This window comes from Arthrobacter pascens, assembly GCF_030815585.1.
In the GTDB taxonomy this organism is placed as follows: Bacteria; Actinomycetota; Actinomycetes; order Actinomycetales; family Micrococcaceae; genus Arthrobacter; species Arthrobacter pascens_A.
The window spans coordinates 357,618-381,269 of sequence record NZ_JAUSWY010000001.1 but is presented as its reverse complement, the minus strand read 5'-3'; the positions used below and the strand labels follow the sequence as shown (position 1 = coordinate 381,269).

23 protein-coding genes and 2 pseudogenes are annotated in these 23,652 nt (G+C 63.4%); 11 read left to right on the top strand and 14 right to left on the bottom strand.

Going from position 1 to position 23,652, the window contains the following annotated elements; all coding sequences use genetic code 11:
* Window positions 1–30 precede the first annotated feature (30 nt).
* A complete protein-coding gene (locus tag QFZ30_RS01805) occupies window positions 31–2,232 on the bottom strand; it encodes a glycoside hydrolase family 36 protein (protein ID WP_307072924.1) in 2,202 nt (733 codons plus the stop codon).
* A gap of 168 nt (window positions 2,233–2,400) precedes the next feature.
* Entirely contained in the window at window positions 2,401–3,312 is a 912-nt protein-coding gene (locus tag QFZ30_RS01800; RefSeq protein WP_307072922.1) for a LysR family transcriptional regulator, read from the bottom strand.
* Window positions 3,313–3,405: 93 nt separating this feature from the next.
* Here QFZ30_RS01800 and QFZ30_RS01795 point away from each other — a divergent pair.
* The 5 genes and pseudogenes from QFZ30_RS01795 to QFZ30_RS01780 form a co-directional block, all read left to right on the top strand.
* Window positions 3,406–4,233 (top strand): annotated as a pseudogene (locus tag QFZ30_RS01795) (NAD(P)/FAD-dependent oxidoreductase); the annotation flags it as partial.
* Window positions 4,193–4,453 (top strand): annotated as a pseudogene (locus QFZ30_RS21920) (hypothetical protein); the annotation flags it as partial. The pseudogenes QFZ30_RS01795 and QFZ30_RS21920, both read left to right, overlap by 41 nt.
* 226 nt (window positions 4,454–4,679) lie before the next feature.
* Window positions 4,680–6,092 carry a 2-oxoadipate dioxygenase/decarboxylase gene (gene hglS / locus QFZ30_RS01790; RefSeq protein WP_307072918.1) on the top strand — a complete coding sequence of 471 codons (1,413 nt, stop codon included), beginning with the start codon at window positions 4,680–4,682 and terminating at the stop codon, window positions 6,090–6,092.
* Between the two features lie 33 nt (window positions 6,093–6,125).
* The gene (gene amaB, locus QFZ30_RS01785) at window positions 6,126–7,664 is read left to right on the top strand and encodes an L-piperidine-6-carboxylate dehydrogenase (protein ID WP_307072917.1); all 1,539 of its coding nucleotides are present in this window, start codon (window positions 6,126–6,128) and stop codon (window positions 7,662–7,664) included.
* A gap of 125 nt (window positions 7,665–7,789) precedes the next feature.
* On the top strand, window positions 7,790–9,139 hold the full coding sequence (locus QFZ30_RS01780) for an FAD-binding oxidoreductase (protein ID WP_307072915.1): 1,350 nt from the start codon (window positions 7,790–7,792) through the stop codon (window positions 9,137–9,139).
* A gap of 151 nt (window positions 9,140–9,290) precedes the next feature.
* On the opposite strand, the gene QFZ30_RS01775 is transcribed toward QFZ30_RS01780, so the two are convergent.
* From QFZ30_RS01775 to QFZ30_RS01760, 4 genes are read right to left on the bottom strand one after another with little or no spacing between them, the layout of a single operon-like run.
* Window positions 9,291–10,124 (bottom strand): substrate-binding periplasmic protein, encoded by an 834-nt coding sequence (locus QFZ30_RS01775; RefSeq protein WP_307072913.1) that lies wholly within the window; start codon window positions 10,122–10,124, stop codon window positions 9,291–9,293.
* Window positions 10,125–10,146: 22 nt separating this feature from the next.
* On the bottom strand, window positions 10,147–10,800 hold the full coding sequence (locus tag QFZ30_RS01770; RefSeq protein ID WP_307072911.1) for an amino acid ABC transporter permease: 654 nt from the start codon (window positions 10,798–10,800) through the stop codon (window positions 10,147–10,149).
* Window positions 10,797–11,435: an amino acid ABC transporter permease gene (locus QFZ30_RS01765; protein WP_307072909.1), complete on the bottom strand. Its 639-nt coding sequence runs from the start codon at window positions 11,433–11,435 to the stop codon at window positions 10,797–10,799. The genes QFZ30_RS01770 and QFZ30_RS01765 overlap by 4 nt, the downstream gene beginning before the upstream one ends.
* Window positions 11,436–11,440: 5 nt before the next feature.
* Window positions 11,441–12,211 carry an amino acid ABC transporter ATP-binding protein gene (locus QFZ30_RS01760; RefSeq protein ID WP_307072907.1) on the bottom strand — a complete coding sequence of 257 codons (771 nt, stop codon included), beginning with the start codon at window positions 12,209–12,211 and terminating at the stop codon, window positions 11,441–11,443.
* Window positions 12,212–12,544: 333 nt separating this feature from the next.
* Here QFZ30_RS01760 and QFZ30_RS01755 point away from each other — a divergent pair, with 333 nt between their 5' ends.
* From QFZ30_RS01755 to QFZ30_RS01745, 3 genes are all read left to right on the top strand, one after another.
* Entirely contained in the window at window positions 12,545–13,456 is a 912-nt protein-coding gene (locus QFZ30_RS01755; RefSeq protein ID WP_307072905.1) for a LysR family transcriptional regulator, read from the top strand.
* A gap of 160 nt (window positions 13,457–13,616) precedes the next feature.
* Window positions 13,617–14,789 (top strand): Glu/Leu/Phe/Val family dehydrogenase, encoded by a 1,173-nt coding sequence (locus tag QFZ30_RS01750; RefSeq protein ID WP_307072903.1) that lies wholly within the window; start codon window positions 13,617–13,619, stop codon window positions 14,787–14,789.
* Window positions 14,790–14,792: 3 nt separating this feature from the next.
* Window positions 14,793–15,767, top strand: coding sequence for an ornithine cyclodeaminase family protein (locus tag QFZ30_RS01745; RefSeq protein ID WP_307072901.1), 975 nt, complete (start codon window positions 14,793–14,795; stop codon window positions 15,765–15,767).
* Window positions 15,768–15,854: 87 nt separating this feature from the next.
* Here the strand turns inward: QFZ30_RS01745 and QFZ30_RS01740 are convergent, their stop codons facing one another.
* The 3 genes from QFZ30_RS01740 to QFZ30_RS01730 all read right to left on the bottom strand — a co-directional run bounded on the left by QFZ30_RS01740 (window position 15,855) and on the right by QFZ30_RS01730 (window position 18,477).
* The gene (locus QFZ30_RS01740) at window positions 15,855–16,442 is read right to left on the bottom strand and encodes an adenylate kinase (protein WP_307079976.1); all 588 of its coding nucleotides are present in this window, start codon (window positions 16,440–16,442) and stop codon (window positions 15,855–15,857) included.
* A 156-nt stretch (window positions 16,443–16,598) separates the two neighbouring features.
* Window positions 16,599–18,122: an acetaldehyde dehydrogenase ExaC gene (exaC, locus tag QFZ30_RS01735; RefSeq protein WP_307072900.1), complete on the bottom strand. Its 1,524-nt coding sequence runs from the start codon at window positions 18,120–18,122 to the stop codon at window positions 16,599–16,601.
* A 157-nt stretch (window positions 18,123–18,279) separates the two neighbouring features.
* Entirely contained in the window at window positions 18,280–18,477 is a 198-nt protein-coding gene (locus QFZ30_RS01730; RefSeq protein WP_307072898.1) for a hypothetical protein, read from the bottom strand.
* Between the two features lie 344 nt (window positions 18,478–18,821).
* On the opposite strand from QFZ30_RS01730, the gene QFZ30_RS01725 reads away from it, so the two are divergent.
* Window positions 18,822–19,079 (top strand): hypothetical protein, encoded by a 258-nt coding sequence (locus QFZ30_RS01725; protein ID WP_307072896.1) that lies wholly within the window; start codon window positions 18,822–18,824, stop codon window positions 19,077–19,079.
* A 1-nt stretch (window position 19,080) separates the two neighbouring features.
* Window positions 19,081–19,326: a hypothetical protein gene (locus QFZ30_RS01720; protein ID WP_307072894.1), complete on the top strand. Its 246-nt coding sequence runs from the start codon at window positions 19,081–19,083 to the stop codon at window positions 19,324–19,326.
* Between the two features lie 46 nt (window positions 19,327–19,372).
* Here QFZ30_RS01720 and QFZ30_RS01715 read toward each other — a convergent pair whose 3' ends face one another.
* The 5 genes from QFZ30_RS01715 to QFZ30_RS01695 all read right to left on the bottom strand — a co-directional run bounded on the left by QFZ30_RS01715 (window position 19,373) and on the right by QFZ30_RS01695 (window position 22,676).
* Window positions 19,373–19,717 carry a hypothetical protein gene (locus QFZ30_RS01715; RefSeq protein ID WP_307072892.1) on the bottom strand — a complete coding sequence of 115 codons (345 nt, stop codon included), beginning with the start codon at window positions 19,715–19,717 and terminating at the stop codon, window positions 19,373–19,375.
* A 173-nt stretch (window positions 19,718–19,890) separates the two neighbouring features.
* The gene (locus QFZ30_RS01710) at window positions 19,891–20,388 is read right to left on the bottom strand and encodes an SRPBCC family protein (protein ID WP_307072890.1); all 498 of its coding nucleotides are present in this window, start codon (window positions 20,386–20,388) and stop codon (window positions 19,891–19,893) included.
* Window positions 20,389–20,401: 13 nt separating this feature from the next.
* A complete protein-coding gene (locus QFZ30_RS01705; RefSeq protein WP_307072888.1) occupies window positions 20,402–20,734 on the bottom strand; it encodes an ArsR/SmtB family transcription factor in 333 nt (110 codons plus the stop codon).
* Window positions 20,735–20,851: 117 nt separating this feature from the next.
* Complete coding sequence (locus QFZ30_RS01700; RefSeq protein ID WP_307072886.1) at window positions 20,852–21,214, bottom strand: VOC family protein; 363 nt, start codon at window positions 21,212–21,214, stop codon at window positions 20,852–20,854.
* Window positions 21,215–21,338: 124 nt separating this feature from the next.
* Entirely contained in the window at window positions 21,339–22,676 is a 1,338-nt protein-coding gene (locus QFZ30_RS01695) for an MFS transporter (RefSeq protein WP_307072884.1), read from the bottom strand.
* A gap of 269 nt (window positions 22,677–22,945) precedes the next feature.
* Here QFZ30_RS01695 and QFZ30_RS01690 point away from each other — a divergent pair, with 269 nt between their 5' ends.
* Window positions 22,946–23,629 carry a GntR family transcriptional regulator gene (locus QFZ30_RS01690; RefSeq protein WP_307072882.1) on the top strand — a complete coding sequence of 228 codons (684 nt, stop codon included), beginning with the start codon at window positions 22,946–22,948 and terminating at the stop codon, window positions 23,627–23,629.
* Window positions 23,630–23,652: the final 23 nt, after the last annotated feature.

Below are 23,652 nucleotides of genomic sequence, written 5' to 3'. Positions count from 1 at the left end.
GGGACAGAGGCCGCCACCCGCCGTCGGACGCTAGGTAGCCCGGAGGATGATGAGTCTGGCACTGTTCTCTCCGGCCAGCGTGACCTTCAGGATCGCCGGGCCGGCCGTTCCTGGAAGAACCGATCCGGGAAGAACCACGGCGTCTTCGGCGCCCCAGGCGGGGTACTCCACCGTGGCCGCGGGGTGCTGGCCGAGCCAGGCCGGCAGCTCGATGGACTGCTCCACTTCACCTCCGCGGCGGTGCACGGCAATAGCAAGAGCTGTCTGGCCCAGCCGGGCCCCCTGCGCGATCCAGTTGTCACGCCACGCCGGCAGCCCCAGCGGGAAGGTGGGCAGGCTGGAGGAAATACCGGAACGGAGTTCCTTGTAGGCCGCCACGCCGGCCCGGACCACATCCAGCTGGGCTGGGCCCAGGGTATCGATCCGCCCTGCCAGGTGGACGCGGGACAGCAGCGCACTGATCAGGGAGAATGCCAACTGTTCATCTCCCATTGACCCTTCCACGGACGCCCAGACGCCGGACTGTTCCGGAGTGATGGCGAGCGGCGCCGCCGCCGAAATGGGCGGCGTCTTTACGAAATCCTGTTGGTCGGTCAGCGACTGGATCGGGAACACCGCGCCTGAGGCTCCGTCCGTGCGGGAGCCGCCCGCGGCGCAACCTTCAATGGTCAGGCCAGGATGCCGGTCCATCACGTCGGTAACCCAGCCCAGGAAGGCACGGTTGTGGTCCAGCAGCCCCGCTCCAACAGCACCGTTCAGGTCTGTGCCGGCGCCGATGTCGATGTTGTAGTCCAGCTTGAGGTACGCCAGATCGAAATCATCCATCAGCCGGTCAACCACCCCGTCAAGGTGCGCCCGTGCTGCCGGGTGACGCAGGTCCAACTGGTACCGTCCCCATTCCTTGATCCGTTCCCCGCGGCGGCTGAAGAAAGCCTCGGCTGGAAGTAGCTCGGCGATACGGCTCCGTGCACCCACCACTTCCGGTTCCAGCCACAGGCCCGGCTTCATGCCGGCGTCGCGGATTTTCCCGATCAGGCCGGCCAGGCCGCCGTCGGGGAAACGGTTGATGGACGGCTCCCACTCCCCCACGGAATCCCACCAGCCGCCGTTTTCGTCGTCATACCACCCGGCGTCGATGCAGAAGACCTCCACGCCCAGCGCCGATGCCGCAGCGATCAGCGGCAGCTCCTTTGCCGTTGTGGGGTCCGACATGAGGCAGTTGAGGAAGTCGTTGTAGATGACCGGAAGCTCCACATTGTCGTAGTGCGGCCTGCGGATCCTCCGGCGGTAGGCGGTCAGTTCAGCGGCGACGGCGTCGAGACCACCGGTGGGGACCACGGCCACGGCAGCCGGCAGGGTGGTGAACGTCTCCCCCGGCTCCAGCGTCACTGTCCACTGGTGCTCAGCCGCGGTGGGGCCGGACAGGGTGAGGTAGAGGTCGTTATACCGGTCACCGAGTTCGTAGTGCCAGGCACCGTTGTGCTCCAGCTGCCAGGCAAGCATGCTCCCGGTGGACAGGTCCTCAAGGATGGCCATGGGCAGCTGCTCCGCGGTGGACCAGGCGCCCGTTGACGTTGCGGCGATCCGGTTCTTGGAACCGACCTGGCCGTATTCCACCATTCCGACGTTGTACAGTCCCCGTTCCGCGAGGCTGGCCCGCTGCCAGCGGAACTCGCCGGACCACGGGTTGGCAGCCTGCCAGAGGGCAAGCTGTTCCTCCCAATCCTGGCCGTGGCCCAGCCCCGAAAGGGTGAGGGAGGAGACATATTCAACGCCGACGGCGGAGCTTCCGGCCTGCAGGTCGGTCCAGCACCGAAGCACGGACGAGCCCGCGGCGAGTTCATAGTGAACGGTTGCGCTGACACCGGAAACGGGATCGGTGGCACGCAGGTCCAGCCGGCGGACTCCGTTCGCTTCGGATTCGTGCGCATCGGTCAGCCGCAGCCGCTGGGCAGCGCCTCCGTCCACGTGCCGTTTTCCCGCGGTACCGTGCCGCCCGTCGCCGGCGAGGGCAATCTCCACGATTGGGAGGGACGAACGGCGCAGCTCCTCCAGGTCGCGGAGCTGGGCCTGAACGTGCTGGATGGTGAGCAGCTTGGGGGCGATGTCCTCGCCGTGCAGGAAGTGCAGCTGGACGCAATCGTTGCCCCAGGACAGAACCTCTCCGCCGGCTGCGACTTCGGGAGTCGGCGGCTTGTCCTCAAGCTCGGGGCTAACGTGCGCAAGGGTCATGGAGGCTCCCGGGGAGTATGCGGTCAGGCATCAATGCCGCCCGCTAAACGATGGTGAATTACAGGATAACGTTATCCTGATGTTTTGGCGAGCGCCTGGGTTAGCGGGCTCCAGGCACTGTCAGTGGAGGGGCGGGTGAGCGCGGCGGCACCAGACTCTGCTGGGCGGTTATGTCCGCAAGGGCGGGAATGCCTGGATCAACGCATCCCTCACGGCCAGGACGCTTTCCTTTTCGAGCGCCGAGGAACGGGCAATGGCGACGATTCGGCGCTGCGAGTTGCCCGGCAGTGCCACTGTGGGGGTGTCTGTCGGGCGCAGGCCCATCATGAGTGGCGTCGCGAGCGTAATACCCACGCCGGATTCGGCCAGGGCAATGGAGACTGCCGTATCCGTGACAGTGTGCTGGACTCTCGGCTCAATGCCGCCCTTTGCGCAGGCGAAACGGCACGCCCTGCCGAAGTAGGTCTCAACGGGCGGGAGGATCCAGTCATGGTTATTGGCGTAGTCCACCAGGGCGGCATCGTCACCACCCAGCTCGGCGGCCTCAGGAGGAAGCACCATCAGAAACGGCTCCTGATGCAGCACTTCGGTCACCACCCCTCGCAGAGGCGGTTGTGGCGCGTCGTCGTAGCTCAGGCCCAAGGCGATATCGATCCGGTGGTCGAGAGTCGCCTGGGGCATGATCTCCACGTCCACTTCCATTGCTTGGATGGCCACGTTGGGCGACGTTTTCCGCAGATACTCAATCGCAGGCTGCATGGCGGAGACCGCTGCCGAGCCAAAAACTCCGACCGAGACCACCGTCCGCTGCTCGGATTGGGGCCCGCTGAGGGCGGTTGCTGCCCGTCGCTCGGCTTCGAGGAGGATCCGCGCATGTCGAAGCAGAGTTACCCCTGCGTCGGTAAGGGTGACCCTCCGCCCGTCCCGGGCGAAAATCGGCCGCGACAGCCCCGCCTGCAATGCCGCCATCTGCTGAGAGACTGCCCCCGGGGTGAACCCCAACGCTTCAGCTGCCGAGGTCATCGTGCCCAGGTCCGCGACCACACTGAAGGTTTTCAACTGCTCGAAGGTCCACTTCATATAGCAATACTATACGGATTGTTAAAAATGTATCGATTGACCTAAACGAAGCGTGGTTTGAAGCTTGATCCAAGAGAACGTTGGAGGATCACAATGCTTGTAAAACACGTGGACAATATTGTTCCGTTGGTGAAGACCCCCGGTCGGCCGCTGCCTGCGGCCGGCGACATTGTCATCCTGGGTGGCGGAATCATGGGAACCAGCATTGCGTACCATCTGGCCGAGGCCGGCGTGAAGAACATCGTCCTGATCGAACGGAACGCCCTTGGCTCCGGCTCTTCAGCCAAGCCGCTCGGCGGTGTCCGGGCCACCTTCTCTGATCCCGGAAACATCAGGCTTGGTCAGCGCAGCCTGGAGGCCTTTGAAAGATTCGGCGAGAAGTTCAGGACGGACATCGGCCTCCGACAGGTTGGCTACCTCTTCCTCTGCCGAAACGAGGCAGAGCTTCTGCAGGTCGAGGACAGCACGCATATCCAGAACCATCTGGGTGGTTCCAGCCGGATGGTCACGCCGGACCAAGCGCACCAGATCAATCCTTTCCTGGATCCCCGCGCACTCGTGGCCGCTTCATACTCTCCGCGTGACGGGTTCGCCCAGCCGTCTAAGGTAGTCCAGGCTTACGCCGAAGCGGCCCAGCAGCTCGGCGTAACCATCTGCCAGGACACGGAAATCCTGGATCTCGACGCCGGCGGCGGTGAGGTCCAGGCCGTTCACACCAACCGCGGGACGATCCGGACGCCCACTGTCATCTGTGCGGCCGGGGCCTGGTCAACGAGACTCGGAGCGATGGCGGGCGTCCACCTGCCCATTGAGCCTGTCCGCCGCCAGATCGGCATGACTGCGCAGGGCTCCAAGCCCCTTCCCACGGTTCCGTTCACCCTTGACCTGTCAACCACTCTCTACTTCCACAACTACCTCAACGGGATGCTTCTGGGAATCTCCAACCAGGACCAGGGAACCTGGTTTTTGCCGGGAGTTCGACTACCAGTGGCTGCCGGCCTTCAACCAGGCTGCGGAAATTGTCGCACCCTCCTTGGCCCACCAGGACCTGGAAGTCGGCTGGGCAGGATTGTACGAAAACACACCGGACCACAACGCCATGATCGGGTCTTCGGACACTGTGGAGGGATTCATGTACGCCACCGGATTCTCGGGTCATGGCTTCCTGCAGGGCCCGGCAGTGGGTGAGCTGATCAGGGACATGTACCTTGGCCGGGAATCCTTCATGGATCCGGCGCAGTTCAGCGCCGCAAGGTTCGCCGGAGAACTCTCCCAGGTCCGGGAGGTCCACATCATCTAAGCCGCCCAAGAATCCTGCCATCTGCTCCATCGCCACCGACATAGACAGCACCAGAAGGGACAAGCCCATGCCAACAACAACGAAGCTGCAGCTATGGGAACTGCGGGCCGAATTCGCCCTGCGCCTGGCCTCGCTTTACGGGAACGAGGTTCCGGCCTACAACACCCTCGTCGACGTCTCCCAAGAGGTCAACGAGGACTTCATCCGCAAAAACGGGGAAAATGCCGAGAGGCTCGGGAGCATCCAACGTGTTACCGCCGAACGACATGGCGCCATTCGCGTCGGATCAGCTCGGGAACTCGCCCAGGTGGCCCGCGTTTTCGCAGCCTTCGGGATGTATCCGGTCGGCTTTTACGACCTGCGTGACGCGTCCAAGAGCTCGGTGCCTGTGGTTTCCACGGCATTTCGCCCGATCGATGCCGATGAACTGGCAAAGAACCCCTTCCGGGTGTTCACCTCGATGCTCGCACATGACGACCGGCGGTTCTTCGATGAAGAAACCGAGAAGCAGCTCGAGACCTTCATCGGCGCCCGGATCCTGTTCAGCCAGGAACTCCTCGAACTGGCGGACAAGGCCAGCGCGGAGAAGGAGCTTGTACCGGAAGAGTCCACCCGGCTTCTGGACCTGGCTACGGCGGCCTTCGAACTGTCGCAGGAACCGGTCGATCACGACTGGTACTTCAAGCTGGAGCGCATCTCCGCGGTAGCTGCAGACATCGGCGGCGTCCCCTCGACACACATCAACCACCTCACCCCACGCGTCCTGGACATTGATGATCTCTACGCCCGGATGGAAGCGCGCGGGATTGCCATGATCGATGAGATCCAGGGCCCGCCGAACTGGGAAGGACCCGATGTCCTGCTCCGCCAGACATCCTTCCGTGCCCTCGCCGAGGAACGGAACTTCCGCCACTCCGACGGCGGGGTCCGTCCCGGGTCCCTCCGCGTCCGGTTCGGTGAGGTGGAGCAGCGCGGCATCGCCTTGACCCCGCACGGCAGGGACGTCTACGACCGGCTGGTTGCCGAAGTCGACAACCTGCTGGCCGCATCCCCGGCAGGAACAACAAGGGTGGAGGTAGCCGCGCAGGTCTGGCGCCGGAACCTCCCGGACAATGAGCGGGACCTGGCGCTGACGGGGCTCGCCTACTTCACCTACCGCGTGGCGGATCCAGCCAAGGCACCCACGACGGGATCGGCGTCCCTGCGCCAGCTGGTGGAGGCCGGCGTCCTGGTGCCCGAGCCCATCGTCTACGAAGACTTCCTGCCGCGCTCGGCAGCCGGCATCTTCCAGTCCAACCTCACCGACGACGGCTCACGCGACGATGGGCAGCTGGGAACGCCCTACGACATTGACCGTCTCTCCGAAGTCCTGGGTAGCAGGATCCTCGATCCCAACGAGCTGTACAGCGCGCAGCAAAACGCCTCCGTCAAGGACGCCGAACGCCAACTTTGCATCACCATCACCGACCTCCCCTCCTGATTAGGACCACCCAAGCACCGAAAGAAGGCAATCATGACCACCATTACCTCCTCCATCCCGGCCACCGCCGAAATCACCGAAGAAGTCCGCAAGAGCCTCCAGTCCATCGGCGTTGACCCCGCATCCCTCGACGGGACCCGCGAAACCCGGTCCCCGATTACCGGGGAAGTCATCCTCCGCACCAAGGTCCACAACGACGAGGAAATCGAAACTGCCATTGCGCAGGCCGCCGAGGCCTTCAAGACCTGGCGCAGCGTCCCCGCCCCCGTCCGCGGTGCACTGGTCAAGCGCTGGGGCCAGCTGCTGACCGAACACAAGGAAGATGTCGCAGCCCTGATCACAGCCGAGGTCGGCAAGACCCGCTCCGAGGCCCTCGGCGAAGTCCAGGAAATGATCGACATCGCGGACCTTGCCGTTGGCCAGTCCCGCCAGCTGTACGGCAAGACGATGCCGTCAGAGCGGCCCGGCCACCGCCTGGCCGAAACCTGGCACCCCCTCGGCGTCGTAGGCATCATCTCGGCCTTTAACTTCCCCGTTGCGGTCTACGCCTGGAACACCGCCCTGGCACTGGTCGCCGGCGACACGGTGGTCTGGAAGCCGGCGGACGCCACCCGCCTCTCTGCCCTCGCCGTCGACACGCTGTTGGCGCGAGCTGTCAGTGACGTCGGGGCACCCGAAGGGATCCACCACCTGCTCCTGACGGATCGTGTGGGCGGACAGAAGCTGGTCGAGGACCCGCGCATCGCCCTGGTTTCAGCCACCGGTTCGGTACGCATGGGCCAGGAAATCGCCCCGCTGATCGCCAAGCGCTTCGGCCGTGCCCTGCTGGAGCTCGGCGGCAACAACGGCGCCATCGTTGCGCCATCGGCAGACCTGGACCTTGCGCTTCGCGGCATTGTCTTCGCCGCAGCCGGCACTGCCGGCCAGCGCTGCACCTCCCTTCGCCGGCTCATCGTTCACTCCTCCATCGCCGACACGCTCGTCAGCCGGATCGTAGACGCCTACGGCACCCTGAACATCGGAAGCCCGACCCGGGAAGAAACCCTGGTCGGACCGTTGATCAACGCCGGCAGCTTCAAGGCCCAGCAGGATGCACTGGTCCAGGCCGTGGCCGAAGGCGGCGAGGTGGTCTACGGCGGCAACCGCGTCCTGGCTGAGGACCAGCCCGAGGCCTACTACGTTGAACCTGCCGTCGTGCGCATGCCGGCCCAGACCGCCGTCGTTCACGACGAGACGTTCGCCCCCATCCTCTACGTCATGACCTACGACACCCTGGATGAGGCCATCGAGATCCACAACAGCGTCCCGCAGGGTCTTTCCTCGGCAATCTTCACCCAGGACCAGACCGAGGCCGAGCGTTTCCTCTCTGCCAGTGGCTCGGACTGCGGCATCGCCAACGTCAACATCGGAACCTCCGGAGCTGAAATCGGCGGCGCCTTTGGTGGCGAGAAGGAAACCGGTGGGGGACGCGAATCCGGCTCCGATTCCTGGAAGGCATACATGCGCCAAGCAACCAACACCATCAACTTCTCGGGCGAACTGCCGCTCGCCCAGGGCGTCAAGTTCCTCTAGAAAACCCATCGGCCCGGAACGGACTGAGACCGAAATATGCGGTGGCCGCCTTCGGGGCGGCCGCCGCATATTTTCGTCCCGCAGGGTCCTAAGAAATACCACCAGCCAAAGGAAGACCACCAGCCATGATCACAACCAAAGAACTGGCAGCAGAGCTCGCAGGCAGGATTTTGACAGACCCGGCCGAGCTGGTTCGCTACAGTACGGACGCCTCCCGGGCGGCACCCCAGGGACTGCCGCTCGCTGTCCTCACCGCCCGGAGCACGGAGGATGTGGCAGCCGGGGTCCGCTGGGCGGGGCGAAACAACATCCCCGTTTCCGTCCGTGGCGCCGGCACCGGCCTGGCCGGCGGCGCCGTCGCCTACGCTGAGGGTCTGGTCATTTCGCTTGCAGAAATGGACACCATTCTCAGCATCGATCCCGGCAATCGATTGGCGGAGGTCCAGGCCGGAGTCATCACCGCGGACATCGACGCTGCCGCCGCCGAATTCGGCCTGATGTACGCCCCCGACCCCGCCAGCTACCGCCAGTCAACAATCGGCGGCAACATTGCCACAAACGCCGGCGGGCTCCGCTGCGTGAAGTACGGCGTAACCACCGACAGCGTGGCTGGCCTGGAGGTTGTGCTGGCCGACGGCGAAATCATCCGCACCGGTTCAACAACGCGCAAGAACGTGGTGGGATACGACCTCACCAGCCTTTTTGTCGGCTCTGAAGGAACCCTGGGGATCGTTACCGCCGCGACCGTCAGGCTCGTGCCCCGCCCAGCCGGCAAAGCAGTCACCTTCCGCGCAACATTTCCCTCAGCCTCCTCCGCGGGCAGGGCGGTGACCGCGATCATGAACAGCTCCGTGGTCCCCGAGGTCCTCGAACTGATGGACCGGGCCAGCGTGGAGATCGTTGAAAAGTTCCATCCCACGGGACTGTCCACCGACGGGGCGGCAATACTCGTCGGTCAGTTCATTTCGGTCAGTTCGGAGGAAGACGCTGCGGTGGCTGCATGGCTCTGCAGGGAAGCAGGAGCCACCGATGTGGAACAGGCCGAAGGCGACGTACTCCTTGAAGCACGCCGGGTCTCCGGTAAGGCGCTTGATGCCAGGGGCCTGCGCGCGTCCTGCGACGTCGCCGTTCCAATCGCCCGGCTGGCCGACATGTTCGAGGCGCTGGAGAAAATCAGTGCGGACGAGGGCGTGGCCATACCCACGTTCGCGCATGCCGGCGATGGAAACCTCCACCCTTCCGTCGTCATAACCGATGAGTCGGCCGGGGCGTACGCGGCAGCGGAACGGATCCTGGACCTCATCACAGACAGGGCGCTGAGCCTGGGCGGAACGCTCAGCGGTGAACATGGCGTCGGATCGCTCAAATTCGGGTCACTCACCAAGCAGCTGGATCCTGCCACCCGGGCAGCGCACCAGCGGATCAAGCACGCCTTTGACCCCCAGGGAATCCTCACTCCAGGCCGCGGCGTCTAGCCCTTCCGGCGTCCAGTCCCTCCCGCTGTGTAGTCCCTCCCGGCAGGAACACGAAGCGGCGGTCCCATCAGGGCCCGCCGCTTCGCTGTTGCCACACCGCAGCGGCACAGCACCTTGTGCGTCAACCGCAGGTGCTGTGCCGCCACGGGGCCTACTTGATGAGGCGCGCCTCACCGGTGTCCGCCGCGGAAGCGTCCAGGCCGTTGGCCTTGAGGATTTCCTCGAGCTTTCCGCTTTCCCGCAGCGTCTTCAGGTCGGCGTTCAGGGCCGCCAGCAGTTCGGTATTCTTCTGCGGAACGGGGATGGCGATCTGTGCCGCTTCCTTGGACGCGGCAATGGCCTCATGGGGCTTGATCACGGCGACTTTGAGATCGCCCTTTTTGTTGAACTGGGCTGAACCGTAGCTATCGATTCCGACGTCGATACGGCCGGCAGCAAGGTCCTGGTTCATGTTCAGCGTGGTCGGGTAGACCTTGAGGGAATCTCCGAGGAGCTTCTTCATGTCGTCCACCCACAGGTACCCGTCCACGGTCCCGACGCTCTTGCCCTTGAGTTGCTCGGCGTCATCCAGCCCGTCCTTGGAGATGATGGCCATCTGGTCCGTATAAATCGGGTCGGTGAGGCCCACGATCTCAGCCCGGGAAGCTGTGCGGTACCACGCCGCGATGGACACGTCGGCCCGGCCGGCCTGGACAGTGGGGATGTTCGCTGCAGTGGCAACGGATTTCGCCGAAACTGTCAGGCATTCCATCTCGGCGATGGCGTTCACAATGTCGCCGTCGACACCGGTCACTTTGTTGCCTTCAAGCTTCGAGAACGGGGGCAGGTCGTACAGGACCACTGAGAGTTTGCCTTCGGCAACGGTCGGGAATGTATGGGCAGGCTTGCAGTCCGCGTTCTGGGCGGTGGCGGCGGCGCTGCAGCCGCTCAGGGCCGTGGCCCCGAAGGCGAGCGCTGCAAGGAAGGCGGTTTTCTGGTTCTTCATGGTTTCTCCTTGGGGTGCGTGCTTAGAGGTGACGGGCGAGACGTTTTTCTGCCCTGCTGGTGAGCCAGCTGGCTGGAATGGTGATGGCGGCATACATGAGGCCTGCCAGAACCAGCACGCTGAGGTAGTTGAACGTGGAGGAACCGATCGAATACGCCTGGCTGAGCAGTTCCGGCAACGCCACCGTGTACGCCAGGGATGTGGCCTGGAATATCAGGATGGCGAAGCCAATGAGGGACGGGATCGCCACCCTGAAGCCCTGGGGAATGACGATGAACCGCAGCGTGTCACGCCGGTTCATACCCAGCGCGCCGGCAGCTTCCACCTCGCCCTGGGGGACTGCCTGTAATCCGCCACGCAGGATTTCGCTGGTGTACGCGGCAGTGGTCGTAGCCAACGCGACGACGCTCGCGGCTGTCGACGTCAGCGTCATGCCGCTGGCAGGAAGCCCGAAGTAAAAGATCTGCAGGACCACCAGCGCCGGCGTTCCGCGGCCGATCTCCACAATGCCGATGATGAGGATCCTGACGAATTTTTTCTTGCTGCCCGCACCAATTGCCAGCAGCAGGCCGCCGGGCACACCGATGAGCAGGCTCAGCAGGGCTACCTGGACGCTGACACCCAGGCCGCCCAGCAGCCCGGGCAGGTACGAGGGCCAGTCATTGAGGATATTCATCGTGCTACTCGCTTCCGCAGCCGGGCGTCAAGGGCCCGGGTCACCCAGGCGCAGGGGATGGTCATGATGACGTACACCAGGGCCGCAAGGAAGAACGGACCGAGGGCGTCCGAACTTTGGCGGGACTGGTCGTTGGCGAAGTACACGATTTCGGAAACGCCGATGGTGTAGGCCACTGACGAGTCTTTGATCAGTCCGATGGCGTAGCTCGCCGCGGCCGGAACCGATACACGGAAGACCTGGGGGCCGATGATGAACGTCAGCACCGACTGTCTGCCCATGCCGAGCGCTTCGCCGGCTTCCCACTGGCCCCGGGTAATGGCCGAAAGGCCACCCCGGTAGATCTCGGCCATATAGGCGCAGGAAATCAGTCCCAGGCCGATGATGGCCGAAGTGAGGGGATCCAGCATCGGCAAGGCCGTACCGAGGCCGAAGTAGATGATGAACAGCCAGACGATCGGCGGGATGCCGCGCAGGACTTCGATCAGGGACACGGCAACGAACCTGATCCCTGGAATGTTCGAGCGGCGGCCCAGCGCCAGCGGGATGCCTCCGACGGCGCCGATGGCAAGGGCAGCGACCGTCAGCCCAATGGTCATCGGGACGCCCTGAAGGATGGTCAGGAAAGTATCCATTGGCGTCAGCGCTCCAATACGGCGCGGAGGAATTCGCGGGTGCGCGTCTGGACGGGATTGGTGAAGATCTCTTCCGGGTCGCCTTCTTCCAGGATCGCCCCGTTGGCCATGACCACCAAATGATCGGAGACGTCCCGGGCAAACTGCATTTCGTGGGTCACCACGACCATGGTCATGCCCTCCGCAGCCAGTTCCTTCATCACTGCCAGGACCTCGAGGCCGACCTCAGGGTCCAGGGCTGACGTGGGTTCATCGAAGAGCATGACGCGCGGGTCCAAGGCCAGCGCCCGTGCGATGGCGATACGTTGTTGCTGGCCGCCGGAACAGCGGGACGGGTACTGTTTGGCCTTGTCGGCCAGGCCCACACGCTCCAGCAGTTTCATGGAGCGGACATCGGCTTCCTGGCGTGAGCGTCCCAGGACGCGCTCCTGCGCAAGACTCACGTTGCGCAGGACGTTCAGGTGCGGGAAGAGGTTGAAAGACTGGAAAACCATTCCGACGTTCCGTCGCAGGGCAGCCAGGTCCTTAGCGGTGAAGTTGGTGCTGGCATCGATCTGGCTGCCCTCCACCGTGATACATCCTGTGTCAGGGCGTTCCAGAAGATTGATGCAGCGCAGCAGAGTGCTCTTGCCCGCACCACTGGGACCGATGATGGCCGTCACCTCCCCCTCCCGCACCGACAGCGAGACGTTGTTGATGACCGTGTGATCCCCATATTTCTTGGCTACGGACTCAAGCTGGATGGCCAGTGGTTTTGTCAGGGGCTTCTCATGCATGGATGGCGGCATTGCTGGGTGTGCTCCTACGGGTTGACTCATGGAATACATGGGTGTGGGAAGGCAAGCCCCGGCGGGGCCACGGCTACGGCATCGTCCCCAACAGTCAATGACCTAAAGTTGCCCGGCTTGTCTGCTTGACTATGCCCGAGGACAGAAGGCCACGGAAGCGTTTCAGAATGACCAGTGTTGACCCTGGCATAAGGAAATCTTGCGCTGCATCGAGATTTTAATCACGGTGTGTGGCTATACGCGAAAACAGTTAATCAGGGGCAGCACCGAATCTTTGCGCCTCGAGCCTCAATACGGTTAGCTGGCCTTATGCTGAATCCGTTGCATCTGAGAACCCTGATCGCTGTGCTGCGCACCGGGTCGTTTGCCGAAGCTGCCCGCCGGCTCGGGTACACGGGATCGGCCGTTTCCCAGCAGATGGCCAGCCTGGAACGGGCAGCGAAAGTCTCGCTGTTCGAACGGGACGCCCACGGCATCAGGCCGACACCCACCGCCGACTTCCTGGCCCAGCGGGCGCAGGAGGTCCTGGCCGCGTTCGGAGAGTTTGAGGACGAGGTGCAGGCAATGTCCGAAGGAAGCGTGGGGAGGGTCAGGCTGGGCAGTTTTCCCACGGCGAGCCAACAATTGCTGCCGTTGGCCCTGTCTGTCTTCGTGCAGTCCCATGAAAATGTGGAGATCGAACTTGATGAGGGAGAACCGGAAAAGCTGGTCCCCCTGTTGATTGACCGGGATCTGGATCTCGCCTTGGTCTATCACTACGATCTTGTGCCCCACGCCTGGCCCAAGGCCCTGCGCTCCACAAAGCTGCTCAGTGAAGAGCTGGTGCTTCTTCTGCCTGCCGGCCACAGCATGGCGGGATCTGATATTTCCCTCGCAGAGCTGAAATCCGAAACCTGGGTTTCCACCGGGATAAGGACCTCAGGGGCACGCTCACTGCGACGGGCATGCGCCGCCGAGGGGTTCGAGCCCGTTGTAAAGTTCCGCAGTGACGATTACGACGTGATCCGTGGATTCGTCCGGTCCGGACTGGGGATCGGGGTCATTCCCGCGCTGGCCCACGTGGGCAGCGATGGCATTGCCACTGCCACTGTGCGGGACCTTGCGGTCCGGCGGCACGTTGTGGCCCTCTATCCCCCAACCAGTGTCAACCCCGCCGTCCAGGGGGCCATCAGCGCGCTGAAGGGTTCTTCAGCCGCTGCGGCGGACCGGATGGAACATGTGTCCGTCGGCTGAAACTGGGCTGATTTTCCTCATGCCCCAGCCTGACCTTCAGGGCAAGGATTGCTTATGCCAGCTGGACCAACTGTGGCACTCGGAGGCTGGCGCCCGTGTAGATACGGGCTGCAAGCTGGTTAGTAATTACTAATGCTTCCGGAAAAGAGATGGATCTAAAGTGACTGACAGCGTATTTGGCCTGATCGACGAGTGGGGTCCGGAAAAGATAGTTGTTGTGTCGGACCGCAGGACGGGCATGCGCGGAGTCCTGGTCCTGGACAACACAGCCCGGGGAACGGGCAAGGGCGGGACCAGGATGAGCCCCACGCTTACGGTGCAGGAAGTGGCACGCCTCGCGCGGACAATGACATGGAAGTGGGCGGCTGTCGATCTGTTCCACGGCGGTGCCAAGGCCGGCATTCTGGGCGATCCCAATAGCCCGGACAAGGAGGCGATATTGCGTGCCTTTGCCCGGACGCTGTCGAACGAGGTCCCGGCTGAGTACGTCTTCGGACTCGACATGGGACTCTCCGAGGAGGACGCGGCGATATTCCTTGACGAACTTGGGGATCGCGGAGCCTCTACTGGACTTCCCCGGGCCCTGGGCGGCCTGCCCTACGATCAACTGGGCGTGACCGGGTACGGCGTAGCTGAAGCCGTGGACGCCGCAGCCCAGAGCCGGAATATCACCCTGAAGGGATCCCGCGTGGCGATCCAGGGATTCGGTGCGGTGGGCCAGGCCGCAGCAACCCGTCTGGTGGAACTGGGGGCGGTGGTGGTTGCTGTCTCGACGGCTGTCGGTGCGGTCCACGACCCTGACGGTCTTGATGTGGATAGGCTCGTCAGGCTCCGGGCCGGAGCCGGGGACGCCTGTGTGAACCACTACGGTACGGTGCTGCCGGCAGAGTTCGCCCTGACCGTGGACGCGGACATCCTGGTCCCCGCCGCGCGGGAAGACACCGTCACGGACGTCATCGCGGCCTCCACCAACGTCAAACTTGTGGTTGAGGGCGCGAACCTTCCAACATCCATCAGTTCCCGTGGCATCCTTCACGAACGTGGCATCGCCGTCGTCCCGGATTTCATTGCCAATGCCGGCGGCATCGTGGCCGCCGCGCACTCCATGGCCGCCCGGTACTCGCCTTTCGTGGTGGAGCCCGCCGACATCTTCGCCATGATCTCCACGAAGCTGCGCGCCAACACGATCGCTGTGCTGGACGAGAGCGCCAAAGCCGGCCTGACCCCCCATGAAGCCGCCTACGCCCTGGCGAAAAACCGCGTCCTGGAAGCCATGCGGCTGCGCCGCCAGACGCCAAAGGCAGCCACCGAAGCGATCGACGTGTTGGTATAGGACATGACTCAACCAGCCCCCATCTTCATCAGCGGATCCGACCTCGGGAAGACGGTCACCATCCCCGACGCAGTCAGGGAGCTGGAAAACTTCCTGCTGGACGGTTTCGATCCCGAGCATGATGGTCTACGCACGAGACTGGCCACCAGCAGGGGACAACTGCTGCAGATGCCGTCCACCTCCAGCCACTACGCCGGAACGAAGGTCCTTACGATCAGCCCTGACAATGCATCCGCCGGGCTCCCCGTGGTTCAGGGCCTGTACGCGCTCTTCGGCGGCTCCGACCAACGGCCCTTGGCAGTAATTGACGGCACGGCACTGACAAACCTCCGCACGCCGGCTGTGTCTGCCTTGGGCGCTTTGCGGCTCTCCTCGCCGTGCCCCAAGAGTCTCCTGGTCTTCGGCACCGGACCGCAGGCATGGGAGCACATCAAGGCTTTTGACAGCGTCTTTGCGCTAACCAGCATCGGAGTTGTGGGGCGGAATGCAGCCGCCTCGAGGGCTCTGGCCGAACGTGCCTCTCAAATCGGGCTGAACGCCCATGTTTCAAGCGCGGACAAGGTGGCTGATGCCGAGCTGATCATCTGCTGTACCGGTTCAGCCGAGCCGCTCTTTGACGGTTCGAGGGTGAAGGACACGGCGGTCGTCGTCGCCATGGGTTCACATGAACCGGGAAGGCGTGAACTGGATGACGCCCTGATGTCCCGTGCAGGCATCTACGTCGAATCCCTCCGGAGTTCCCTCAACGAGGCCGGCGACATCATCCAGGCATTGACCTCCGGCGCCATTGCCGGGCCGGAGAGTCTCAACACCCTGGCGGATATGATGTCCGGTCGTATCCACGCCCGGGAGGACCGGCCCGCGGTGTTCAAGACGACAGGCATGCCGTGGGAGGATCTCGCCATCGCTGCCGCAGCCTATGAAGCGTGCTCCCCGGAAATCAGCGAGCCTGCCCTGACGTGGAATGTTCGGCCATGACCGAAGCCTCGGGCCAGGACTCTCCCGCAAAGAGAGGACGACGGCGGGAGCACCCGTCGTCGTCCTCTGGCCTTTTGCGTCGCGGGACTACCGCGTGCTTACGATGGAGACACTGCTTAGGTTTTCGATGGCGCCCAACACGCGGTTAGTCACCTCGTCGATCCCTCCAATGCCGTCAACCTTGGTCAGTATGCCCCGCCCGGCATACTTGGCCACAACGGCCTCGGTCTGCTCGTGGTACAGGTCCAGCCGGTGCTGGATGACGGCCTCGGTGTCGTCGCTCCGGCCGGTTTCCTTGGCACGGCCCAGAAGGCGTGCAACGAGTTCCTCGTCGTCAGCAGTCAGCTGCAGGACCACGTCAAGCTTCTGCTCACCGTTGGCAAGGATCGCGTCAAGGTAGTCCACCTGCGCCGTAGTCCGGGGGTAGCCGTCCAGCAGGAAGCCGTCCTCGACGTCGGGCTCGCTGAGCCGGTCCCGCACCATTTTGTTGGTGACAGTGTCCGGAACGAAGTCACCGTCGTCCATGTACTTCCTGGCTTCGATGCCAAGCGGCGTCTCACCCTTGACGTTGGCGCGGAAGATGTCACCGGTGGAGATCGCAACAACGCCGAGGCGCTCCGAAATGCGTTCCGCCTGCGTTCCCTTGCCGGAACCGGGAGGTCCAATAATCAACATTCTCGTCATTCATTTATCCTTTCGTGATGCCGTTGCCTGACAGGAGAGTACGACGGCGGGAAGTCCCGCCGTCGTACACTGGCCCTTTTGTGCTGCTGCCGGTAGCTCTGGTGCAGTAGGCGGTCAGGTCCGGGCGTGCTCGGCGAGGTTCAGGCTCTAGAAGAAGCCGAGCTTATTTTCGGAGTGGCTGACCAGGAGGTTCTTGGTCTGCTGGTAGTGGTCCAGCATCATGGAGTGGTTCTCACGGCCGATGCCCGAGGACTTGTAGCCGCCGAACGCGGCACCGGCCGGGTAGGCGTGGTAGTTGTTGACCCAGACGCGGCCGGCCTGGATTTCGCGGCCGGCGCGGTAAGCCACGTTCCCGTTGCGGGACCAGACGCCGGCACCAAGGCCGTACAGGGTGTCGTTGGCGATGCTGATGGCGTCGTTGTAGTCCGTAAAGCGTGCCACGGAGAGCACGGGGCCGAAGATTTCCTCCTGGAAGATCCGCATCTTGTTGTTGCCCTCGAAGATGGTGGGCTGGACGTAGAAGCCGCCGGCCAGATCGCCGTCGAGCTCCGTCTGTGCACCGCCGGCCAGGATCTTGGCGCCCTCGTCGAGCCCGATATCGATGTAGGAGAGGATCTTCTCCATCTGGCCTACCGACGCCTGGGCGCCGATCTGGGTGTTGGTGTCCAGTGGGTTGCCCTGGATGATTTTCTGCGTCCGGGCGACGGCGTCGGCCATGAAGGAATCGTAGATGCCATCCTGGACCAGGGCGCGGGACGGGCTGCTGCAGACTTCGCCCTGGTTGAAGGCATACAGGGTGAAGCCTTCAAGGGCCTTGTCGTAGAAGGCGTCGCTGGAGTCGGCAACGTCGTTGAAGAAGATGTTGGGGCTCTTGCCGCCCAGTTCCAGGGTGACCGGAATCAGGTTCTGGCTGGCGTACTGGCTGATCAGCCGTCCCGTGGATGTTTCGCCGGTGAAGGCGATCTTCCGGATCCGGGGGCTGGACGCCAGCGGCTTGCCAACCTCTGTGCCGAAGCCGTTGACGATGTTCAGCAGGCCCGCCGGGAGCAGGTCCGCGATGAGTTCGGCCAGGACCAGGATGGAGGCCGGCGTATTGGACGCCGGCTTGAGGACCACGGCGTTGCCTGCGGCGAGCGCCGGGGCCAGCTTCCAGACGGCCATCAGGATGGGGAAGTTCCACGGGATGATCTGTCCGACCACGCCGAGCGGTTCGTGGAAGTGGTAGGCCGTCGTGTCGTCGTCGAGCTGGGACAGCCGGCCTTCCTGGGCGCGGATAGCGCTGGCGAAGTAGCGGAAGTGGTCCGCGGCGAGCGGGATGTCCGCGTTGAGAGTTTCACGGATGGGTTTGCCGTTGTCCCAGGTTTCGGCCACGGCCAGCATCTCGAGGTTGGCGTCGATCCGATCCGCGATCCTGTTCAGCACGGCGGCGCGCTCCGTGGCCGAGGCCTTGCCCCACGCTGGGGCGGCCTTGTGGGCGGCATCCAGTGCCAGCTCAACATCAGCAGCGGCACCGCGGGCCACCTCGGTGAACTGCTTGCCGTTCACTGGGGAGACGTTCTCGATGTATTGGCCGGTGGTAGGAGCCACCCACTCGCCGCCGATCCAGTTCTCGTAGCGGTCCTTGAACTGGACCTTGGATCCTTCTTGGCCGGGCTGTACATAAACAGTCATGGTTACTCCTCTGGATGACAGACGTCTTCGTCCTGGCTCCCATGCTAGGGATTCAGAGGTTGCGACCAGGCTGCAACGGCGTCAGCGCCCGGACTTCACCCTCGTCATGCCATCTTCTCCAGCAGCCCGGAGGCAAAATGGGCTACACACTGGCGGCCTATGCCTTTGCGGCGATGAAGTCACGATCCTCCTTGGACAGCACCATCTGTCCGTGCCTGTCACGCTCGATGGTTCCGCCCGCCGCGATACTGATCTTCGCCGATACTGTTCGCGGCAGGATCTGGCATCCTGGATTTTCCGCCAGCCATCTCTGTGTCGTGGCATCGAGCCTGTCCCACAGCTCACTGATGCACATCTGAATCACTGCCACCTTCCCCCGAGGCTTCACATGGACGACCGGACACCCTCCGGACCCACATCATGCCCAGAATACGCCCGGTCAGCGTAGAACGACAGAGTCCGCGGCGACGACACCGGACCCGTGAGAAGCCCGGCGAAGACCCACCGCGGCGGTGTCCCCAAGCTGCTCCCGATTTTTTTCAGTGCTCTGGACATACACGGCCCCGAGCCGTAAATTCATTAGCAGTCCCAGTGACAGCCCGTCAGGGCGGGACTTCTTCCGGCCGAGTGCACGGCCGCCAAGAAACGCCGCTGTAGACGCATGGCGGCACATAATGTACCCGCGGAAATGAGCCCGTCATGGCCACCTCCCACTTTGAACGATTCCTCAACGAAGCCACTGTTCCGGACCCGGACACCGACTGCCCGCTTCAGCCCGATTGCCTTTACGGACTATACGTCAGCTGGTGCATCCTGGACCGCGTTGATCCCAAACCAGACGACGCGTTCCGCGCCGCCATGAGACGAAACGGAATCGACATCCAGGACAGCCGGCTCCGGATGAACGGCCCCGCAGCAGCGGACTACATCCTGGCCAGCTACCCCTCGGCTGCCTGACATGTCCATCAGCTCAGACGCCTACGCCCCTGGCGAATCCAATCAGTGCAATGTGCTCGTCTTCGGAGGGCAGTACATGCACTGCGGACAACCGATGGAAAAGAGCGGGACAGAACTTCGGCACCTCCAGGGACCCCGGTCAACAGAGAATGTCCAGTATTGGGCCCTGGACGTCTACCTCTCCACCCGCGTCCTCAGGTGTATCTGCGGCTTCCAAATCGAAGTACCCGAACAGGACGAAGGCTGACGCGACGCCGTCAATTGTCCTTCCGCCGGCAACCCGCGCCGGCGGGCTACCGCTTCCGCTGCCACCTGCGGATCCATAGGACTTCGATGGCCGCATCGAGGAGGTAGATCCTGCTGATCCGCCCCTTGGCCACGTACGTCAGGTCGATGGCGGCCAGCGTGGCTGCTGTTCCGATCCCAAGGCGCTTGGCGAAAGCTACACTTTGGGTATCGTCCGGGGTGAGCAACTGGACCACACCAATGGTGACCAGGAGCCCAGAGACCGTGCGGACCAGCCATTTGTCTGTCTTGGGTCCGGTTACGGCCTCAAAGCTGCGCATATGGACCAGCGGCCAGACCCCGCTCACAACGTTGAAGCTGCCCTGAAGCCTGGATACTGTCAGCGCCGCCACGGCTACTCCTAGATCGTCTTCTGCTGTTGTTTCGCCACGGATTGTCCGGCAAACACCGTGTCTATGATCAGCACACGGGCCCCGGCATGCGCAAGGGGACGACGGCGGGAGGTACCGCCGTCGTCCCCTTCGCTTTCGTCCGGTTTCCGGCCAGTGATGGTCCAGTGGGGCCGTCAGGCGCGTGCGTGCTCGGAAAGGATGGCATCGATCTGGCCGACGGCCTCCTTCATGCCCTCTTCCATGCCCATGTCGACCATCTTCTCCATCTGCTCCTCGGATTCGAAGGACGAGTTGATGGTCATCCGGGTTCGGCCGCCGTTCTCCTCGAGGGTGACGGTCGCATGGGTGGTCCCCATGGCCTCGACGGGAGCGCCGTTGTCATCGGCGAAACCGTCGTCGAACTCCAGGCTGTTCGGGGCCTGGATGGCCGTGAAGCGCCACCAGCCCGCGGCCTTTTCGCCCTCGGGGCCGGTCATGTAGTACGCGGCCTTCCCGCCCGGCTGGAAGTCGAAGTCCTCGAAAGTGGCAGGCCAGGTGGGCGGTCCCCACCAGCGCTCAAGCTGGCGAGGGTCTTCCCAGATCTGCCAGACCCGCTCGACGCCGGCATCAAACTCGGCGACAAGGGTGAAGCTCAATGCCTCGAGATTCTTGGTGGAACTGATAACTGTCATTGCAGAACCCTTCCTATCCTTCAGCCAGAATGTCCGCGATCCGCCCGACTCGTTGCCGCCAGATCGCCTCATACTCATCGAGCAGTCGCCGGGCTTTCTGCAGGCCTTCATGATTGCCCCGCACGATCTGCTCCCTTCCGCGCTTTTCCTTGGTAACCAAGGACGCGCGTTCCAACACCGCCACATGCTTCTGCACTGCAGCGAAACTCATGGCGTAGAGGGCAGCAAGGCCGGACACCGAATATTCAGCCACCGTAACCCGGCGGACAATATCCCGGCGGGTAGCATCAGCGAACGCCTGGAAGAGGCGGTCGACGTCGGCATCACTCATTAGATCTACAACCATTTGGTTGTAGGATATGCCGGTGAAGGAGGAGTGTCAATGGGGCCGCGTAGGCTGCAAAGATTCTTGACGGCGCGCTGGCACGGGTCATTTACGAGGGCGCCGTAGAGCCGGTTGAAGCTAGACGGCCGGACGTGGAGGTTGGTGCAGGCCGAAGGCTGAACCCTGATCATCCTTGCAAAGCTTGAACCTGCCGTACTCCGCAGCACCATCCTCGCCCGCAAGGTCCGCATCATCGACTGAGCCACCCAGTTCCCGCACCCGGTCCAACGCAGCGTCCATGTCGTCCACTCGGAAGAATATATAGGGCACGGCACCGGGGTCTCCGCCGTGCACGCCGCCGGGGATCCCTGGGGTCCCGATGGTAAACCCCTCTTGGGAGGGTCCGGGAGCGAACTCCCAGCCGAAGAGCGCGCCGTAGAACGCCATACCACGCTGGGCGTCTTCTACGCCGATTTCAAAAAACACTGGCTCACCGGACATGGTTCCTCCTGGTCTCTGGGAGAGCACGAACCCACGGTAGGACCGAAACGCCAAGGCGCACAACCGTGCGGCGTTAAGAGGACGACGGCGGGAGGTCCCGCCGTCGCCCTCCTGCGTTACTGTCCTACGCCGAGGCAGGCACCGGCACCTTCAGCGGTTCGATCTTGCCCATAATGAACAGATAGTTCGCGGCACCCAACAGCGAAACGACTCCGATGACGGCGAGCGGCGCCACGAAGGAACCCGTCAGATCCACCAGCACGCCGATCAGGATCGGCGTGAAAATGCCGGCCAGGTTGGAAGCGAAGTTCTGGAGGCCGCCAATGGACCCGACGTGCCGGGAACTCGGGGCAACATCCGCGGGCAGTGACCAGATGCCGGTGGCGGCGACAGTGAGGCTGGAGTAAGCTACCGACAGCAACGCCAGGGCCATCCACGCCTCGGGCACCAGGGCAGCGAACATGATGACCGAACCGCCGGTCAGTCCGCCGGCGATGGCGGTCTTGCGGACGCGGGTTATCGAGACTCCGCGCTGTACGGCACGGTCGGCGACGTAGCCGGCCAGCCACCCGAATCCCACCGCACAAATGCCTGGGATGGCACCGAAGAAGCCGAATTTGAGCAGGTCGAATCCGCGCTCCTTCACCAGGTAGCTCGGGAAGAAGGTGATGAAGAAGTAGATGGCGCTGTTCAGGCAGAAGAATCCGAACATCATGCTGAGGATGGTGCGGTATTTGAAGAGTGCCCGCCATGGGAGCTTCGCAGCTCCTGCATCGTCGCTGGACGCGCTCCGGGCGCCGCCCTCCTGGATGTAAGCCACTTCGGCAGCGTTGGCCGTCGGGTGTTCTTCGGGGCTGCGGTACACCTTCCACCACACGGCGGCCCAGATAAGGCCGGCTACGCCGATGATGATGAAGACCGCATGCCACGAGGTGACCGCGACAATCAGCGTGACGATGGGCAGCGCGATGACCGCACCCACCCGGGATCCGGAATCCCAGATGCTGGTGGCAAAGGCCCGCTCGCGGACCGGGAACCAGGTGGCCACCACTTTGGCTGCGGTACTCGGGGCCGGGCTTTCACCGACACCGAGCAGGAACCTGGCAGCGAACAGCGACCAGAAGCCCTGAGCCGCGGCCGTCACCATGGTGAAGACGGACCACCACACGGCCGCCAGCGAGAAGGACCTTCGCGGCCCGACCTTGTCGACATACCAGCCGGCGGCCAGCTGGCAGAAATCGTACGCCCAGAAGAATGCGGCAAAGATGAGTCCCTGCTGGGTGGCGGTGAGTTCAAAGTCCTTGCCCATGAAGGGCAGGGCCACACTGAGGCTGGAACGGTCCAGATAATTGATACTGAGCCCGATGAAAGCGAGCCAGATGATCAGCCAGCGTTTGCGGGTCATGGCGCGGGGGGCCTTGGCGGACGGTTTGGGGGCGAGCCTACTGCCTAGAGCAGTCATACAGTCTCCTTTGACGTAAACGTGGCTTCGGGTGCTTGCGCACCGGGAACAGGAAGACGCCGGGGACCCGACGCCAAAATCATATAGGAATCTGATCAATCATATATACATTGTGATCCAGGACAAGCCCCCGTCCAAGAAAACTTCCAGACCGGCCCGGAACGCAGGGTGTGGCTTATGATTCCCACAACGACTCCCACCACCAAACGCAAAGAGGTCTCCGCGTGCCCCCTCGTCAATCGTCCGATCCATCCAGAGGCAAGGCCGCCATGAGTGATGTCTACTCGGCCATGCGCGACTCCATCGTAAAAGGCGAAATTGAACCCGGCACGCGGATCAACATCGATGCGGTTTCGCGCAGCCTGGGTGTCTCCCAGACGCCGGTCCGGGAAGTGCTCCAGCGCCTGGAAGGCGACAACCTGGTGGTTTACACCCCCGGACGCGGCTACAGCACCACCCCCCTGCTTGATCTGGACGAGCTCCGCTCACTGTTTGAGTTCCGGCTCCTCGTGGAGCCCTGGGCGGCGCGGTCTGCGGCGGTGGACCGCCTCGCCAACCCTGCCGTCGCCCTGGAAAGGGAGCTGTCCGCCTTCCAGGAGACCATGCAGGCCAGCAGCGATCTGCGGCAGGACCTGGTGGCCCACGACACCCGGTTCCACGACACCATCCTGGCGGCAGCGGGCAACCCGGTGGTGCGGCACGCCTTCGCCCAGACCCACTGCCACCTGCACACCTTCCGCCTCTACGCTGCCGACGTGGACGGCGCCAACACGGTGGCCGAGCACTCCGCCGTACGGGAGGCCATCAGGGCCTGCCTGCCCGACCGCGCCGAAGAAGCCATGGCCCAGCACATCAGGAATTCGTTCACCCGCTTCGCGCAGGCTTTCGAAGGCAAGGTGGACTTGGCACCGCTGGAGGACGGCGGACCGCCCAGGACGCGGATCGTCAGCTGAATCCGGAAGTCCTCAGCTGAATC